General features: G+C 67.9%; 14 protein-coding genes. 3 read left to right on the top strand and 11 right to left on the bottom strand.

The window, feature by feature from the left end; all coding sequences use genetic code 11:
• Positions 1-121 precede the first annotated feature (121 nt).
• Together map and ING98_14945 are read left to right on the top strand one after the other, a co-directional pair.
• A complete protein-coding gene (gene map / locus ING98_14950) occupies positions 122-937 on the top strand; it encodes a type I methionyl aminopeptidase (GenBank protein MCA3103161.1) in 816 nt (271 codons plus the stop codon).
• A gap of 25 nt (positions 938-962) precedes the next feature.
• A complete protein-coding gene (locus ING98_14945; protein MCA3103160.1) occupies positions 963-3,530 on the top strand; it encodes a [protein-PII] uridylyltransferase in 2,568 nt (855 codons plus the stop codon).
• On the opposite strand, the gene ING98_14940 is transcribed toward ING98_14945, so the two are convergent.
• The 9 genes from ING98_14940 to ING98_14900 form a co-directional block, all read right to left on the bottom strand.
• On the bottom strand, positions 3,451-3,834 hold the full coding sequence (locus tag ING98_14940) for an EscU/YscU/HrcU family type III secretion system export apparatus switch protein (GenBank protein MCA3103159.1): 384 nt from the start codon (positions 3,832-3,834) through the stop codon (positions 3,451-3,453). The two genes, ING98_14945 and ING98_14940, sit on opposite strands and share 80 nt — an antisense overlap.
• Complete coding sequence (locus tag ING98_14935) at positions 3,831-5,063, bottom strand: flagellar hook-length control protein FliK (GenBank protein MCA3103158.1); 1,233 nt, start codon at positions 5,061-5,063, stop codon at positions 3,831-3,833. The genes ING98_14940 and ING98_14935 overlap by 4 nt, the downstream gene beginning before the upstream one ends.
• Before the next feature lie 103 nt (positions 5,064-5,166).
• Positions 5,167-5,652, bottom strand: coding sequence for a DUF2802 domain-containing protein (locus tag ING98_14930; protein ID MCA3103157.1), 486 nt, complete (start codon positions 5,650-5,652; stop codon positions 5,167-5,169).
• 83 nt (positions 5,653-5,735) lie between these two features.
• Positions 5,736-6,053, bottom strand: a complete 318-nt coding sequence (locus ING98_14925; protein ID MCA3103156.1) for a flagellar protein FliT — start codon at positions 6,051-6,053, stop codon at positions 5,736-5,738.
• A gap of 26 nt (positions 6,054-6,079) precedes the next feature.
• The gene (gene fliS / locus ING98_14920; GenBank protein MCA3103155.1) at positions 6,080-6,553 is read right to left on the bottom strand and encodes a flagellar export chaperone FliS; all 474 of its coding nucleotides are present in this window, start codon (positions 6,551-6,553) and stop codon (positions 6,080-6,082) included.
• Positions 6,554-6,652: 99 nt separating this feature from the next.
• Positions 6,653-8,635, bottom strand: coding sequence for a flagellar filament capping protein FliD (fliD, locus tag ING98_14915; GenBank protein ID MCA3103154.1), 1,983 nt, complete (start codon positions 8,633-8,635; stop codon positions 6,653-6,655).
• Positions 8,636-8,740: 105 nt separating this feature from the next.
• Positions 8,741-9,088, bottom strand: coding sequence for a flagellar protein FlaG (locus ING98_14910; GenBank protein ID MCA3103153.1), 348 nt, complete (start codon positions 9,086-9,088; stop codon positions 8,741-8,743).
• A 100-nt stretch (positions 9,089-9,188) separates the two neighbouring features.
• On the bottom strand, positions 9,189-10,667 hold the full coding sequence (locus ING98_14905) for a flagellin (protein ID MCA3103152.1): 1,479 nt from the start codon (positions 10,665-10,667) through the stop codon (positions 9,189-9,191).
• Between the two features lie 263 nt (positions 10,668-10,930).
• Complete coding sequence (locus ING98_14900; GenBank protein MCA3103151.1) at positions 10,931-11,578, bottom strand: WbqC family protein; 648 nt, start codon at positions 11,576-11,578, stop codon at positions 10,931-10,933.
• Between the two features lie 158 nt (positions 11,579-11,736).
• On the opposite strand from ING98_14900, the gene ING98_14895 reads away from it, so the two are divergent.
• A complete protein-coding gene (locus tag ING98_14895; protein ID MCA3103150.1) occupies positions 11,737-13,758 on the top strand; it encodes a tetratricopeptide repeat protein in 2,022 nt (673 codons plus the stop codon).
• An 11-nt stretch (positions 13,759-13,769) separates the two neighbouring features.
• On the opposite strand, the gene ING98_14890 is transcribed toward ING98_14895, so the two are convergent.
• Complete coding sequence (locus ING98_14890; protein MCA3103149.1) at positions 13,770-14,642, bottom strand: phytanoyl-CoA dioxygenase family protein; 873 nt, start codon at positions 14,640-14,642, stop codon at positions 13,770-13,772.
• A 10-nt stretch (positions 14,643-14,652) separates the two neighbouring features.
• On the bottom strand, positions 14,653-15,447 hold the full coding sequence (locus ING98_14885) for a class I SAM-dependent methyltransferase (protein ID MCA3103148.1): 795 nt from the start codon (positions 15,445-15,447) through the stop codon (positions 14,653-14,655).
• Positions 15,448-15,449: the final 2 nt, after the last annotated feature.

Raw genomic sequence — 15,449 nt, 5'->3', positions numbered from 1 at the left:
GAAACGGCTAACCCCCGAGAGTAACACGGCGAGACGGTTGCGATCCATCGCTCACGACATGCGTCCGGCGGCGACGGCGCGGATGCCTCATAATCCGCCCTCGAAACTCTGGAACAGTCCGATGCTGCAGCCACCCCCGCGCCAGTCCGCCATCAACCTCAAGACCCCCGAAGAGATCGCCCTGATGCGCGTGGCCGGCCGGCTCGCCTCCGAGGTGCTCGATTTCATCGGCCCCCATGTGCAGCCCGGCGCGACCACCGATGAACTCGACCGGCTGTGCCACGACTACATCACCGGCGTGCAGCGGGCGGTCCCGGCACCGCTCAACTATGCACCGTCAGGCTACGCGCCCTACCCGAAGTCGGTCTGCACGTCGGTCAACCACGTCGTCTGCCACGGCATCCCGGGCGACAAGAAGCTGCGCGGCGGCGACATCATCAACATCGACATCACGGTCATCAAGGACGGCTTCCACGGCGACACCAGCCGGATGTTCCATGTCGGCGAACCGTCGATCCAGGCGCGGCGGCTTTGCGAACTCACCTATTCCTGCATGTGGGCCGGCATCCGCCAGGTTCGCCCGGGCGCTACCCTCGGCGATATCGGGCACGCGATCCAGACGCTCGCCGAAGGCAATGGCTTCAGTGTCGTGCGCGAGTTCTGCGGCCACGGCATCGGCCGCCGCTTCCATGAAGAGCCCCAGGTCGTCCACTATGGCCGCCCGGGGACGGGCGTGCGCCTGGAAGCAGGCATGACGTTCACGATCGAGCCGATGATCAATGCCGGCAAGGCGGCGATCCGCCAGTTGCCCGATGGCTGGACGATCGTGACCAAGGACCACAGCCTGTCCGCGCAGTGGGAACACACGGTCCTGGTCACCGCCAGCGGCTTCGAAGTACTGACCGTCTCCGCGGGCTCCCCGCCGCCGCCCGCCTGACAGAGTGCCCGACGCCCTGCTCCCCGTGGATCGTGCCGAACTGACCGCCCGCCTGCGGCAGCGCCTGTCCGACGGGCGCGCACTGCTGCGCGAACGCTACCTCGCAGGACTCCCGGCCCGGCGCATGCTGCGCGGGCAGGCTTCGCTGACCGATGGCCTCCTTCGCGAGACTTGGCACCATGTACAGATGCCCAGGTCGGCGGCGCTGCTGGCAGTCGGCGGCTATGGCAGGGGCGAACTGTTCCCGTGGTCGGATGTCGATCTGCTCGTCCTGCTCTCCGAGGAGGCCAATCCCGAGATCGAGGCGAAGCTCGAAGAGCTGATCGGCATGCTCTGGGACATCGGGCTGGAGGTCGGCCACAGCGTGCGTACCGTCGAACAGTGCCTCGAGATCTCGGCGCGCGACGTGACGGTGCAGACCAACCTGCTGGAGGCCCGCCTGCTGTGCGGTGCCCGGCGGCGCGCCACGGCGTTCCGAGAAAAGCTCGCCGCCCGCCTCGATCCGGTCCTGTTCTGCCAGGCCAAGCAGCTCGAACAGCAACAGCGCCACACGCGCTACCAGGAGAGCGCGCACAACCTCGAGCCGAGCATAAAGGAGAGCCCTGGCGGGTTGCGCGACCTGCAGACCATCCTGTGGATCGGCCGCGCCAGCCGCGCCGGTTCCGACTGGCGCGAACTCGCGGCCAACGGGCTCATCACGGCCGCCGAGGCGACCTTCATCGCGCGCCATGAGCGCCTGCTGAACGACCTGCGCATCCGCACGCACCTGATCGCAGGCCGGCGCGAGGATCGCCTGCTGTTCGACCTGCAGACCCGGCTGGCGGAGCAGTACGGCTTCGCGGACACCGCGTCGAGGCGCGCCAGCGAGCAGCTGATGCAGCGGTACTACCGCACCGCGAAGTCGGTCACGCTGACCAACACGATTCTGCTGCAGAACCTGCTCGCCCGCCAGCGCCCGGGGCCGTCCTCCCCACCGGTCCCGATCGACGAGCGGTTCCAGGCGCGCAACGAACTGCTGGAAGCGCGCTCGCGCGACCTGTTCGACCGCGACCCGCATGCGATCCTCGCGACCTTCCTCACGCTGCAGCGGCATCCTGAGCTCAGGGGCATCGAGGCCGAAACGATGCGTGCGCTCTGGCGCAGCCGCACCCGCATCGATGGTGGTTTCCGCGCGGACCCGGTCAACCGTGCCCAGTTCATGCAGGTGCTGCGCGAACCGCTCGGCGTCGTGCGCGAGGTACGCCGCATGCACCTGTACGGTGTCCTGCGGCGCTACATCCCTGCGTTCGGCCGGATCTTCGGCCAGATGCAGCACGACCTGTTCCACGTGTACACGGTCGACGAGCACATCCTGCGCGTCGTGCGCAACGTGCGCCGGTTCGCGGTTCCCGAATTCGCGCACGAGTACCCGCTTTGCAGCCGCCTGATCGCGGACTTCGACAAGCCGGAACTGCTCTATGTCGCCGCGATCTTCCACGACATCGCCAAGGGCCGCGGGGGCGACCATTCCGAGCTGGGCGTGGTGGACGCGCGCCGCTTCTGCCGCAGCCACTCGATATCGCGCGAGGACACGGAGCTCGTAGCATGGCTGGTGCAGGCGCACCTTGCGATGTCGGCGACCGCACAGAAGCAGGATATCTCCGATCCGGACGTGGTCGCCGCCTTCGGCCGGCGCGTGGGCGATCCGCGTCGGCTGGTCGCGCTCTACATCCTCACCGTAGCGGACGTCCGCGGCACCAGTCCGAAGGTATGGAACGGCTGGAAGGCGAAGCTGCTGGAAGACCTTTTCCTGGCCACCCGACGCTACCTGGACGGCGGCGCGATCGACACCGACAACAGCCTGCAACTGCGCCAGCGCGAGGCGCTCGCCAAGCTCGCGCTCTACGGGCTGCCGCCCGATGCGCAGTGCCCGCTGTGGGAGAAGCTCGAGACACCCTATTTCCTGCGTCATGATCCGCAGGAAGTGGCCTGGCATGCGCGCGCGCTGGTGAACCGGGTGACCACGCCAGAGCCTGTGGTACGCGCGCGTCCGGCGCCCGGGGGCGGCGGGGTGCAGGTGCTTGTGTACGTACCCGAGCAGAAAGAGCTGTTCGCGCGAATGTGCGGCTTCTTCGAACGCATCGGCTTCTCGATCGTCGACGCGAAGATCAACACCACCCGCCATCAGTACGCGCTCGACTCGTTCACGGTGCTCGACGCGGAGGATGCAGGACGCGAATACCGCAACGTGATCACCTTCATCGAACATGAGCTTGCAGCTGCCCTGACCTCGCCAGCACCGCTGCCGCCGCCGATCCGCGGGCGGCTCAGCCGGCAGCTCCGCCACTTCCCGATCGCACCCGAGGTCGGGATCCGGCCCGACGAGCGCGGCACGCACCACGTCCTGTCGATCGTCGCCGGGGACCGCCCCGGACTGCTTTACGCGATCGCACGCGTGCTGGTCGAGTACGACATCAGCGTCCAAACAGCGCTGATCAACACGCTCGGCGAACGGGCGGAAGACACCCTGCTGATCAGCGGGCTGGTCCTGTCGAACGAGCGGGCGGTACTGCGGCTGGAGGCGGACCTGCTGTCGGCACTGGCGGTGCAGTAGGCAGGCCCTCGGGCGGCAGCGCTCCGGGTTTACCGCCGCCAGCCTCGATCTGGTAGAGCCAGGCGAGCAGTTCGGCCACCGCGACATAGAGCTGCGCCGGGATGCGCTGGTCGAGGTCCACCTTCATCAGGAGCGCGACCAGTTCCGTCGACTCGTGCACGTAGACGCCCGCCTCGCGTGCCCGTTCGATGATCGTCTCCGCGATCGCCCCGCTGCCGCGCGCCACTACCTTCGGTGCGGCATCGCCGGTACGGTAGGCGAGCGCGACGGCGAGCGGCGTTCGCGGTCGCGCAGAGTCGCTCATGGTCCCTCGACCTGCAGCGCATCGACCTTGAGGCCGGCTGCGGCGAGCGCATCGAGCAGCTGCTGGCGTGCCGCCGCCAGCTCGTCCGCACCGGTGGCCGCTCCGGCCGCCACGGACAGCATCAAGCGGTCGCCGCGCAGCAGCAGCCGCGCGTCGATCGCGCCCAGCCGGGGCAGGGTCACCGATACCGTGGTCGACCAGTCGCCTGCCGCCTCGCGGCCAGCCTCCTCGTCTTCGCCGGACGGCCCGGGCCGCTCCTGGACCGCGATGCGAGCCGGCATGCCAGGCAGCGCGAGTCCGATCCAGCCGGCGCTGCCCGCGTCGAGCGTCGCAAGCTGTTGCTGCACGAGGCTTGCGGAGGCTGGATCGACCACGCCGGCGAGCGGACTCGCTGCGCCCTGCGGCAACGCGCCCGATGACTGGAATGCCGCCGCAGGCTCGCGCAGCCCGGCTGGCGGCATTCGCCCGGCGTCTGCCATACCTGCGCCTGCCGGCTGGCCAGCCTGCGGGCCTGGCAAATCCCTGCCGGCGGCTGCCGGGGGCAGCGGCGGCAGCTTTCCCTGCGGCTCCTGGCGCAGCGAGTCGAGGGACCGTTCGCCTGCCACCCACTGCGCCTGGTGCGACTCGTAGAACAGACCGCTGCCGGAGAACGTGCGGGCAAGCGCGCCGGCGAGCTGGCCAGCCAGTTCGGAGCGCCCGGCTGCGGGCAGAGCCACCAGCGGTGCCGCCCGTGCAGCCTGATCGTCGATGACATGCGTCCCGGTGCCACGCGCGCCGGCGGCCGCCGCCGAGATGTCAGCGACCAGACGCGCAAGCGCGCGCCCGCCGGCACTCAACGAAACGTCGGACGCGACACCCGCGGATGGGGATGCCGCCTCGGACCCGGCCGCTGCGGTGGCTACCGCCTGCGAGCCGACGGCCGTGAATGTACCGGCGCTGGGACCGGCACGCCGCTCGCCCTGGCCGGACAGTACCAGCCGGGGCTGGTCCGCGATGACTGTGAGGCGCAGCGTATCGCCCGCCTTCGCGCCGGGCGGCAGCACCACCTCTACCTGCCGGCCGTCGATCATCGCGAGAAAGCGCCCGCTGGCCCGGTCCGAGAGCAGCCTTGCACCGACCTGCTGTCCGACCGTGAGTGAACCCGCCGCGATCCGCGCGTCGAACGCGAGCGTGGAACTCGCCGGTGCCGACGGCGCCGCCAAAGGGCCGACGCGGATAGGTGGATCCATCGGGCCCATGCTCAGGCCGCCTCAGCCGGCACGGCAGCCTGGTCGTGGAGAGACGGCCCGTTCTCGCGCCCGCGGCACCACGGCACCATCTCGCGGCGCAGGATCAGTGCGGCGATGACGATCGGTAAAGCGCGACGATCAACTCCGCTTCCCCGCGCGATATGCCGCAGTCGCTGGCTACTTCGGCGACCGCGCGTCCTTCGCGTGCCATACCGATTGCGTGGCCGTACGGCGTATCTGCCGCCTCGGGTCCACCCGGGGGAGGGAATGCTCCCCGCTGCAGCGCGTGGAGGGCGGCGAAACGGCCGCCAGCGCCGTCGCCACCCGGCAGACCACCGACGATGCCCTGCGCTTCCTGTCTGTCGAGCCGGGCGCGCATCTGGGCTGCTTCCAGCCGCAGGGCTTCGATCTGCGCACGCAGCTCGCCCAACGCCTGCGCCTGGGCATGGGCCTGGGCGCCACGCTGCCAGAGGCGCCAGCCCGCATTGCCGCCCCGGCGCAACAGCAGGAGCATCTCGGCGACATAGACCGCGAGCACAGCCGCCAGTACCAGCAGCAGCTCGCGCCACGTAATGATGATCGAGTCCATCCCCAGCTGTCCTGCAAGGTTCCAGACGAATCATCTTGCTACCCCGATCCGACGCCGTCAACGGCCACCGCGCGCGTCCGCGCTCAGCGTGCCGAGTAGGTACGCTCCAGCTTCTGACTGGTATCGACCGAATTAAGGATCTGCCGCAGCTCCGCCATCCAGTCCTGGGTCAGTGTCGCGACCTCCGCGTCGCAGGCGATCATGCGTTCCAGGATCCTGCGTTTACCGTCGCGCGCGGCACCGTCGCGAGCCGGATCCCGGTCGTCCCGGCCGATCGCTTCAAGCAGGCTGCCACGCTCGTTCTCGAGTTCGACCAGACGGTCCCATTGCGCCGACCGAGCGCACGCAAGCATGCGCTCGGTCAGCTCGAGGGCTGCCTCGTAGGCCTGAAGCGCGGACATGAACGCCTTGAGCGGGGGGAGGCCGGTCAGGCGACGCCGAACGACAGGCCAGCGCGCGCAGCCGACGGCAGCGGCTCATGCGCCGGCAGCGGCGCCGCGCGCGCGACCGGCTTGGCCGACAGCTGCTGCCACGCGCCCCTGAGTTCCCGCACCAGCTTCGCGACCTCTTCGAACGGCACTGCGTCGTTCTGCAGGTTACCCAGCATCAGTCGCGTGATCATGTACTCATACAGTGCAGCCAGGTTGCCGGCGATGTCGCCGCCTCGCTCGAGATCGAGCGCCGGCATCAGGCCTTCGGTCAGTATCGCGAGCGCCTTCGAGATCGCCTCGCCCTTTTCCGCGACGCGCCCGTCCGCCATCGCCAGCCTCGCGCGGTGCAGTGATTCGAGCAGGCCGTCGTGGAGCATCAGGATCAGTTGCTCCGGCGACGCATCGGCGATCGTGGTTTCGAGTCCGGTGGCGGCATAGGCACGGCTTGCGAGGAAAGGATTGGCTGGCATCGAAGGGTGTCCCCGTGAGTGTTGGATCTATGGCTTCAACCATCGGCACGATTGACCGGAAATGAAGAGCGGCAACGACCGCTTTATGCAGCCCGGCGGCTATCTGTTCAGTGCGGCAAGCTGCCGCGACAGGAAGTCGCTGGTCTGCGACAGATTGCTGATCAGCACGTCGAGTGCGCCGAACTGGCTGCGGTAGCGCGTCTCTATGCCGTCGAGCCGGCGCTGCAGCGCCGTGCGCTGGTCGGCGATCAGCGACACCGAGCGATTGATGCCCTGGGTCCGGCCGGCAACGCTGCCTTCCGCGCCGAGCTGGGCACTCGCGAAGCCCGACAGCTGGGACGCATAACCCACGGTGTAGTCGATCGTGGCGCGGGCACCCAGTGCACCGCCCAGTACACGCACGGACAGCCCGGCGGCGGAGGTGAGCGTCTGGCCGGAGCCCGTGGCGACCACGCCATCGATCGTGCCGGCGACGTCGATGCCATCCGCACGAACGGGACTTGCACCGAACAGCCCGGCGAGACCGTTGCCGCCGGCAAGAATCACCTTGGACGCCGTCCCGTAGGTATTCGAGGTGACGGTGAGCTGCCCGCCCGACTCGGACACTTCCACCCCACCCCCGGCCGCGCCGAGCGCGGAGACGCCGTTGATTCGCCCCTGGAGTTCCGCCGCGAGCGCACCGGCGCTGGCGTATGTGCCGGCCCCGAGCGTGACGCTGAACGCGGTACCGTCGACCGTCAGGTCCAGCGTGTCGTTGATGCCCGCGCTGATCGTCAGGCCGGCCGGAACGATGCCGTTACCGGTGCCGCGGGTAGCGAGCTGCGTCACGTCCAGCGCATAGCTGCCTGGCACGACGCCGGACTTCGCCGATGCGAACTCGACCAGCGAGTCGGTGCTCCTCCCGACCGGGGCGAACAGGCCTGCGATGCGGCCCGGATTGGCAGCCATCACGCGGTTCATCTTCGTGGCGTCGAGGGCAAGGGTGCCATCGCGCTGGAATGCGATGCCGACGTCGCTCAATGTCCGCAGATCGGAGCCAGTCCCACCGAGCGGCTGGCTGAACACCGCGCGCAACTGGTTCTGCAGCGAGCGTACGACCGGGTCTCCGTTGAGCACGGCCCCGGTTTTCGTGTCGGCGTTGTAGGACGAGAGATCCTCGAGCGTCTTGTTGAGGTCGTTGTAGGCCTTGACGAACGTTTCCGCAGCGGACGTGGCCCTGGCGCTGTCGCGCGCAACCGACACGGTGGCCGGCGCGCCGACGTTCGTCTTCGACAGGGTGAGTGTCACCCCTTCGAGCGCGTCGGACACGATGTTGGTCGGCTTGGTCACCGCGACCCCGTTGATCGTGAGTTCGGCGTTGCGCGCGGCAGCGGTCTGCACCAGGTTCTGGGTCGAAGCCGGGTTCTGGCCCAGCAGGTTGTCCAGCGCCGCGTCGCCGTTGACCGTGATCTTCATCGCATTAGCCGCACCGGTCTTGTCCGAAGACAGCACCAGGCGAAACGGCGAGGCGGCACCGTCGTTGACGATGCTGGCGGTCACCCCGATGCCAGCCGCATTGATGGCGTCGCGGATACCGGCGAGCGAACCTGAACCCGACGCGATGGTCACGGTGCGCACACCGCTGCCCGCGCTGGCGAACGCCGCCCCGGTGTACTGGCCGGTCTGAGCGTCGAAACTGCCACCACTGATGGTGCCGAAATCGAAGCTCAGGGTACCTGTGCCGATCGTCGCAGTGGTGGTGGCCTGCCCGGCCGCCACCAGCCGCTGGCTTTGCGCAAGGGCGCTCACCGCCACCGAGTAGTTCCCGGCGGGCGCGCGCGCCGTCGCCGACGCGGATACCACCGTCGTATCGCTGCTGGTCGCCGTGGCGCCCTCGAACCGGCTCGCGAACGAAAGACTGCTCATCGCGCCCTGGAACTGGGACAACGCGCCACGGATCGAACCGAAGGCCGAGAGTTTGGCCTGGTAGCTGACTTCTCGCGTGTTGAGCTGAGCCAGCGGACGGCTCTCGATGCCCATCAGCTGGGTGACGATGTTGTTCACATCCAGCTTGGAGCCGATTCCTGGTGACGAAATGGCCATTCAACCCTCCCGGTGCCTGCAATGGATAACGGCCGCCAGGCCGGGAGCTTGAGCGGAAGGTGAGGACATCTTGGATTCCGGCGCTGTCCGGCCGGCGCGAGTCCGTCAGGCCTGGCTCTTCACCAGCAACCCCTGCATGCGATCGAGCGCACGCGAAATCGCCAGCATCTCCTCGGAAGGAATCTGACGGATCAGTTCATTGTTCGACGGATCGATCACCTTGACCAGCATCTGGCCAGACGATTCGTCGGTGACGAATTCGATCTTGCTCTGCAACGACTGCACCACACGGTTCGATGCTTCCACTGCGGCCTTGACCGCCTGGGTATTCGTTTCGACGGGTGCTGCCTTTTCCTGCGTCGCCGGTGCGGCGGGAGCATCGCGCGCCACCTGGCGCGGCTGAAGCTCCGGCTTGCCTGTATTCAAGGCGGCCGATGTCGGCTGGATCAGCATGGCACTGTCTCCTTGCTAACGAGGGTGTCCGGCCGGGCACCTGCCCGGCCGGACGTCTCTTTCTACTGCAACGGCTTCACTGCACTCCTTTCCGGGACGATTACCTCAGCAGCGACAGCACGTTGTTCGGCAGCGAGTTGGCCTGGGCCAGGATCGCGGTGCCGGCCTGCTGCAGGATCTGGCCGCGGGTCAGTGACGCCGTCTCCGATGCGAAGTCCGCGTCGCGGATCCGGCTGCGCGCGGAACTCAGGTTCTCCGAGGTTGTCTGCAGGTTGGCGATGGTGTTTCCGAACCGGTTCTGCACCGCGCCGAGTTGCGCACGCGACTTGTTGATCTGGTTCAGCGCCGCATCGACGATGCCGATGGCGGTGTTGGCGCCAGTCGCCGTCGAGATGTCGACGCTGGTCAGATCGGCCGCGGTCGATCCCACTGCAGTGTTCGCGGCAGCGGCAACCACGCCGTTGGCCGCGTCAGACGCTACGGTGAAGCCGGCATCCGAGGTGAAGCTGACCGTACCCGAGGCACGGCTCGAGTCGGTACCGCCGCTGGTCAGCGTCGCCGCAGTCGTGTTCGATCCGGTGAAGGTCGCGGTACCACCAGCCGAATTGAGGAAGTTCTCGACCACGATGTCCTTGCCGTCGGCCTGGCTGAAGGTCAGCGCATTGCCTGCAGCATTGAGGGTCGCGGTGACACCGGTACGGCCCGACACCTGGTTGACTGCGGTGACAACCGCGCCGAGGTTACCGCCGGCCGGGATCGTCGCGTTGATCGTGGTCGCGGTACCGCCACCGTTCAGGCTGAACGACACGTTGCCCACGTTGGCGACCGCCAGGGTCGCGGAAGTCGACGCACGGGCGCTGACGCCGGTCGCACCGGACTGCGCATTGACCGCTGCGGCGATGGTCGACGCCTGGTCGTCGGCGGCAACGCTGACGTTCGCCGAACCGTTCGAGCCCGACACGGTCACGGTCTGCGCCGCGACGCCGTTGCCCGCCGGCGCCGCATTGGCACCCGCGGAGGCGCCGCCCAGGCCGGTCGCGCCGGTACCCTGACCGGCCACGGAATTGTTGGCCAGGTCCTTGGCTGCCGCGCCCTGGATCGATACGCCGATCGTCTGGTTGGCATCGGCGCCGACCTGGAACTGCTGGCCCTGGTAACTCCCGTCGAGGATCTTCAGGCCGTTGAAGGTGGTCGCATTGGCGATCCGGGTGACCTCGGTCACCAGCTGGCTCACCTCCGAGTTCAGCGACTGGCGATCGCTGGCCGAGTTCGTCGCGTTCGCCGACTGGATCGCCAGCTCGCGGATACGCTGCAGGATCTCGCCGGACTGCGCCAGCGCGCCCTCGGCCGTCTGCGACAGCGAGATGCCGTCATTCGCGTTGCGGCGGGCCTGGTCGAGGCCGCGGATCTGCGAGGTCATGCGGTCGGAGATCGCGAGACCGGCGGCATCATCCTTTGCCGAGTTGATGCGCAGACCCGAGGACAGGCGCTGCAGCGCGGTCGCCAGATTGCTCTGGGACGTCGTGAGGTTTCGCTGTGCGTTCAGCGAAGCGATGTTGGTGTTGATTACCTGGGACATGAAAGTCTCCTGAAGTGTTCGTGGTCGTGTCAGTCAAACGGGTCGTTACTGTTTGACATCGCTCATCCCTCGCCACTTAAGGCCTTGCGAGCCGCTGTCCCAGTCATTAACGGCCAGACCTCGAAATTCTTTAGCGAATCAGTCGCTTGAGGTGGGCCGGGAACAGGACGGAACAGTTCTTTGTCGTCGCTGGTAACGGCACAGGACGGCGAAACTTGAGCGAACGCCGCGCGGGTGGACGGCTGGACATCCTGCAAGAGCCTTCAGCGCACGTCGGCGCGGATCGACTCGGGCTCCTCGCTGCACAGGCGCTCCAGCAGGCTCGCCTGGCTGCCGGCCGCCGGCTCCAGGAATTCGAGCCGGATCCCGTCGCGTGCGAAAGCGTCGGACTCGTACAGGTCGCGCCCCCCCGGCGCATTCAGGTATCGATCGGCACCGAGCCGGCGCGCGATGGCGAGGATCCGCTGCTGCCCGCGCAGGCTCGGATCGATGTCGAGGCTCGATGAGCGGACCATCCGGCAGGCAATCCCGAGACAGTCGAGCACTGCCTGCAGGTTGCGTTCGAGATAGTCGACGAGCGTCGCCCCGCCTTCGAGCAGCGGCAGCCGGGCGCGCAGCTCAGGCTCCGCCCGATCGAACGCAGGAAAGCGCCGCAGGTCGGCGGCGAGCTGCTCCATCGCGAAGGGTTCGAGACGCATGTCGCGGATGGCCGTGTCCTGCGCAGCATGCGCGAGCCGGAGGGTCAGCCACTGCAGTTGCCCGCCGGCCCCCGTCAGACGATTCCGGTGCACCCAGCCGCGGCGCGGGAACTGCACGCAGTCGTAAACCACGAACAGATCCGCGCGCGAGAACAGCCGGAAGTACCCGGCGTACGGGTAGAAGTACGGCTGCATGATCGCAACAGTGGTCATTGCCCTGCCCTCTGGAAGCCGTACAACCGCTGTCCGGCTATGCAACGCGCTGCAGACGCAGGCTTCGCAACGTCCGCGCGATGCTCGATAATGCCTGTTCGCGCTGCGGGTTTCACTCCGGAACCGGCGCACCCCACCAAAGCGTATCCCGAGCCTGCATGAGCGATCCGCGTTCACCCGGCGATGCCGATCGAAGCCTGCTCGCCCGTGCGATGCAGCTGCACGGTGAAGGCCATTTCCGGGACGCGATCAAGGTCTACCAGCAGTTGTACGAGGCCGATCCGCGCGACTTCGACGCCGTGCACCTGATGGGCGTCGCTGCGCTGAATCTTGGCGAAGCCGCGCTCGCGCGGCGTCTGATCGAAGCAGCCCTCGCGCTGCGCCCCGCATCCGCCGAAGCACACAACAACCTGGGCAGCGTGCGCATGACCGAGGGCGACCTCGAAGGTGCCCTGCAGTCGTACCTCGCGGCCGTGCACCATCGGCCGTCCTATCCCGAGGCATTCGGAAACCTCGGCAACGTGTTGCTTTCGCTCGAGCGTGAGGACGAAGCTCGCGCCTGCTATGCGGAAGCCGAGCGGCTGTCCCCCGGGTGCTTCCAGGCCGCGAGCGGGCTCGGACGGATCCACTATCGTGCGCACGACCTGGCTGCCGCCCAGGACACGCTCGCACATGGGCTCGTCGCAAACCCCGACAACGCAGAACTGCTGCTGAACCTGTCGCTGGCGGTGATGGACCGCGGTCTGTCCGACGCTGCGCTGCCTCTGCTCGAACGCGCGGCGCGCAACGGTGCCAGCGGGCAGGCCGTCGCGGAACTGCAGCGCGTGGCCCTGTCCCGCATGCAACCCGATGCGCTTGAACGCGACCGCCTCTATCACGGTGGGCTGATCGACGACGCCGAGGCGATGGCCAGGGCAGACCTCGCGCGCGCAAACACGGTGGACCACCACAATTTCCTGCTCAAGTGCTACCTGGCGAGTCCCCGGCATTCGGCGCATGACTACTTCGCGGAAAGCCGCGCATGGGCCTCGGCGCACGCTGTGGAGGAGCGACTGCCCGACCCAGCCTCGTTTCCTAATGACCGTGACCCCGAGCGGCGCCTGCGCGTCGGGCTGGTCGGCGACTACATCGACAGCATGATCGGCCGGCAGACCCTGTATCCGTTCTTCCGCCAGTACGACCGTCAGCGCATCGAGCTGTACTGCTACAACTTCGGCAATGGCGGGCCGGTGCTGCGAGCGCTGGTCGACCAGTACCGGGACGTGCACGGCATCGGCGACACCGCCTTCTTCGACCGGGTCCGGGCCGACCGGATCGACATCCTGCTCGACATCAACGGCCGGCTGCGCACGCCCAACTTCTTCGGCGCGATGCTGCGGCAGCCCGCGCCGGTGCAGGTCAACTGGTTCAACCTGACCGCGACGGTCGGGGCGAAGGCCTACAACTACCTGATCGCCGACGACTACAGCGTACCGCCCGAGGATGCCAGCCTGTACGTCGAGAAGATCTTCAACATGCCCAACGGCACCATCTCGGCCTGGGACATGGGCGATCCACCGGCCACCACGGCGCCGCCGGTCGAGCGCAACGGCTATCCGACGTTTTCCTGCTTCGGGGACTTCTTCAAGGTCAATCCCGAAGTGATGCACGCGTGGGCGCGCCTGCTGCATCGGGTGAGGCATGCGAAGCTGTACCTCAAGAGCGCGAACCTGCGCATGCCCGCCGAACGCGAACGGGTCGCCGCAGCGTTCCGCGCGCTTGGCATCGGCGGCGACCGCCTGATCCTCGAAGGGCCATCCCCTTACGACGCGATGAAGCGACTGTATGCGCAGGTCGATGTCGCGATCGATACCTTCCCCTACAGCAGCGGCTCCACCTCCATCAACGCCCTCTGGCAGGGCGTGCCGGTGGTCGCGATCGGCGGCGACGAGTGGCGCAGCCGGAACACCGCCTCGATCCTGGTCGGTGCGGGGCTTAACGACTCCATCGCCCGCGATGTCGACGACTACATCGCGCGCGCGGAAGCGATGGCCAGCGACGTCGACTACCTGCGCCGCCAGCGCGCAACCCTTGCCAGCCACCTGGCTGCGACGCCGCAATGGGACACCGCCGCCTTTGCGGTCAACTTCGAAGCGCGCCTGCGTGCGATCTGGCGCGACTGGCTGGCAGCCGCGCGGTGATCACCGGGGCGTCAGTCGGTCAGACCGATCGCGCGGTCGACCTGAGCGATCGACGGAAACCCGGGTAATGGCGCCTCGCGGATGACCGTCCGCTGGTAGGCACACGGATAGCTGCGCTCGACGAAGGTAGCCTCGGCGGTGTTCTCGTAGCGCATGCTGGCGGCAATGCGCAAGCCGGCACAATCCTTCAATGCGGTGCGATGCACGGTGAAACCGGTGAACACCAGCAGGTCGCCGCGCGATACGGTCGCCGTGATGAAGTCGTCCTCGCTGTAGCAGGACGGATCCACCTCACTGGTGTGTTCGGTGATCCGCGAGGGCCAGACGCCGCGCCGGTGGCTGCCCGGGATCAACTGCAGCGGGTAAGTGCGCGGCGTCACGTCGAACAGCGAAAACCACATCGTGACCGCGTCGAGCGAGCCCTGGACAACGGGCCAATCCTGGTGCGTGGCGACGCCGTGATAGCCGCCGGGGATGCGCAGCGTGTCGCCCATCACGTGCAGCACCGGCGAGGTGGGCAACGAAGCCGCCTGCAGCCCGAGCGCCGAGCCGATCGACAGCACGGCATCCGATACGACCAGTTGCTGCAGGGAAGCGAGCCGCGCGCTGTGCCGGGTCGTTGCGAGGTATGCCTTCACGTCGGCTTGCAGCAGTTGCTCCATGTTCTGCAGCAGCGAGGCACGCCCGCTCCAGGCCGCGGCCGGCCGGCCCAGCCGCTCGAGCTGCCGTGCGTAGGCGCAGTGCATGTCGCGCGCGATGCGGTCTAGGCGATCCACCGGCAGCGCACCCGGAATCACGGCCAGCCCGCTGGCGCGATAGGAGGCAACCCAGTCGGAACCGGCGTCGGCTGCGCATGGGCTTTCGGCGTGGAGAGCGGGTGTCATCGTCGAATCCTCAGGACAGGTTGCCCTTGCCGACAGGGCCGACCGGTTCGCCCAGGCCACCGGAGCCCGGACTGCAAAGCAGGAAGATGCTCGCGCAGAGGTCCGGATGGACCATGCCGAGCTGGTAGCAGCCCTCCAGGTAGGCGCGATCGATGATCCCTGCCTCGAGCGCACGATCCATCTGGAAGTTCGCCAGTGGCTTGAACAGCACGCCCGCACGGTGCGTCACGTCGAGCCCGGCCAGCCGCACCTCGTGCTCCAGCGTATCGAACGCGTAGGTGCGCCGGTGACCGTGCTCGTACTCGCCGGCGGTCACCGCGGTGTTGTGCGAGATCAGCCCCATCTTGACGGCGATCTGGCGCGACGGCGCATTGGCATTGGGTACCACCAGGAACAATCGCCCCCCAGGGGCGAGCCAGCGGCCTATGCGCTCGAGCAAGGGCACCGGCTCGTCGACATGCTCGAGCGTGTGCATCAGGAACACCGCATCGAACCCGGCGTCGGCGGGCGGGTTCCAGTCCTCGAAGCGGGAGTGCACGAACCGCACATGGGCGGGCACGGCCCGGCGTGCCGCCTCGACCAGGTCCCCAGCCCCTTCCAGCACGGTGAGGTCGTCGAAGGCCCCAGCCAGCGTGCGCGTGAACTCGCCGCGGTAGCAGCCCATCTCCAGCGCCCGCGCGCCGGCATGGCGCGGCAGGAACGGCTGGAACGCACGCCACATGTACTCCCGGTGGATGTAGTCGAAGGCATACGCGTACTTGCGTGCGCCGGTGTCCTGGTGCTCGAGCCGGAGGTCGCGTTTCATCG

The sequence above is a fragment of the Rhodocyclaceae bacterium genome (assembly GCA_020248265.1).
Classification (GTDB): domain Bacteria; phylum Pseudomonadota; class Gammaproteobacteria; order Burkholderiales; family CAIKXV01; genus CAIKXV01.
This window is presented reverse-complemented; position numbering and strand designations above follow the sequence as displayed.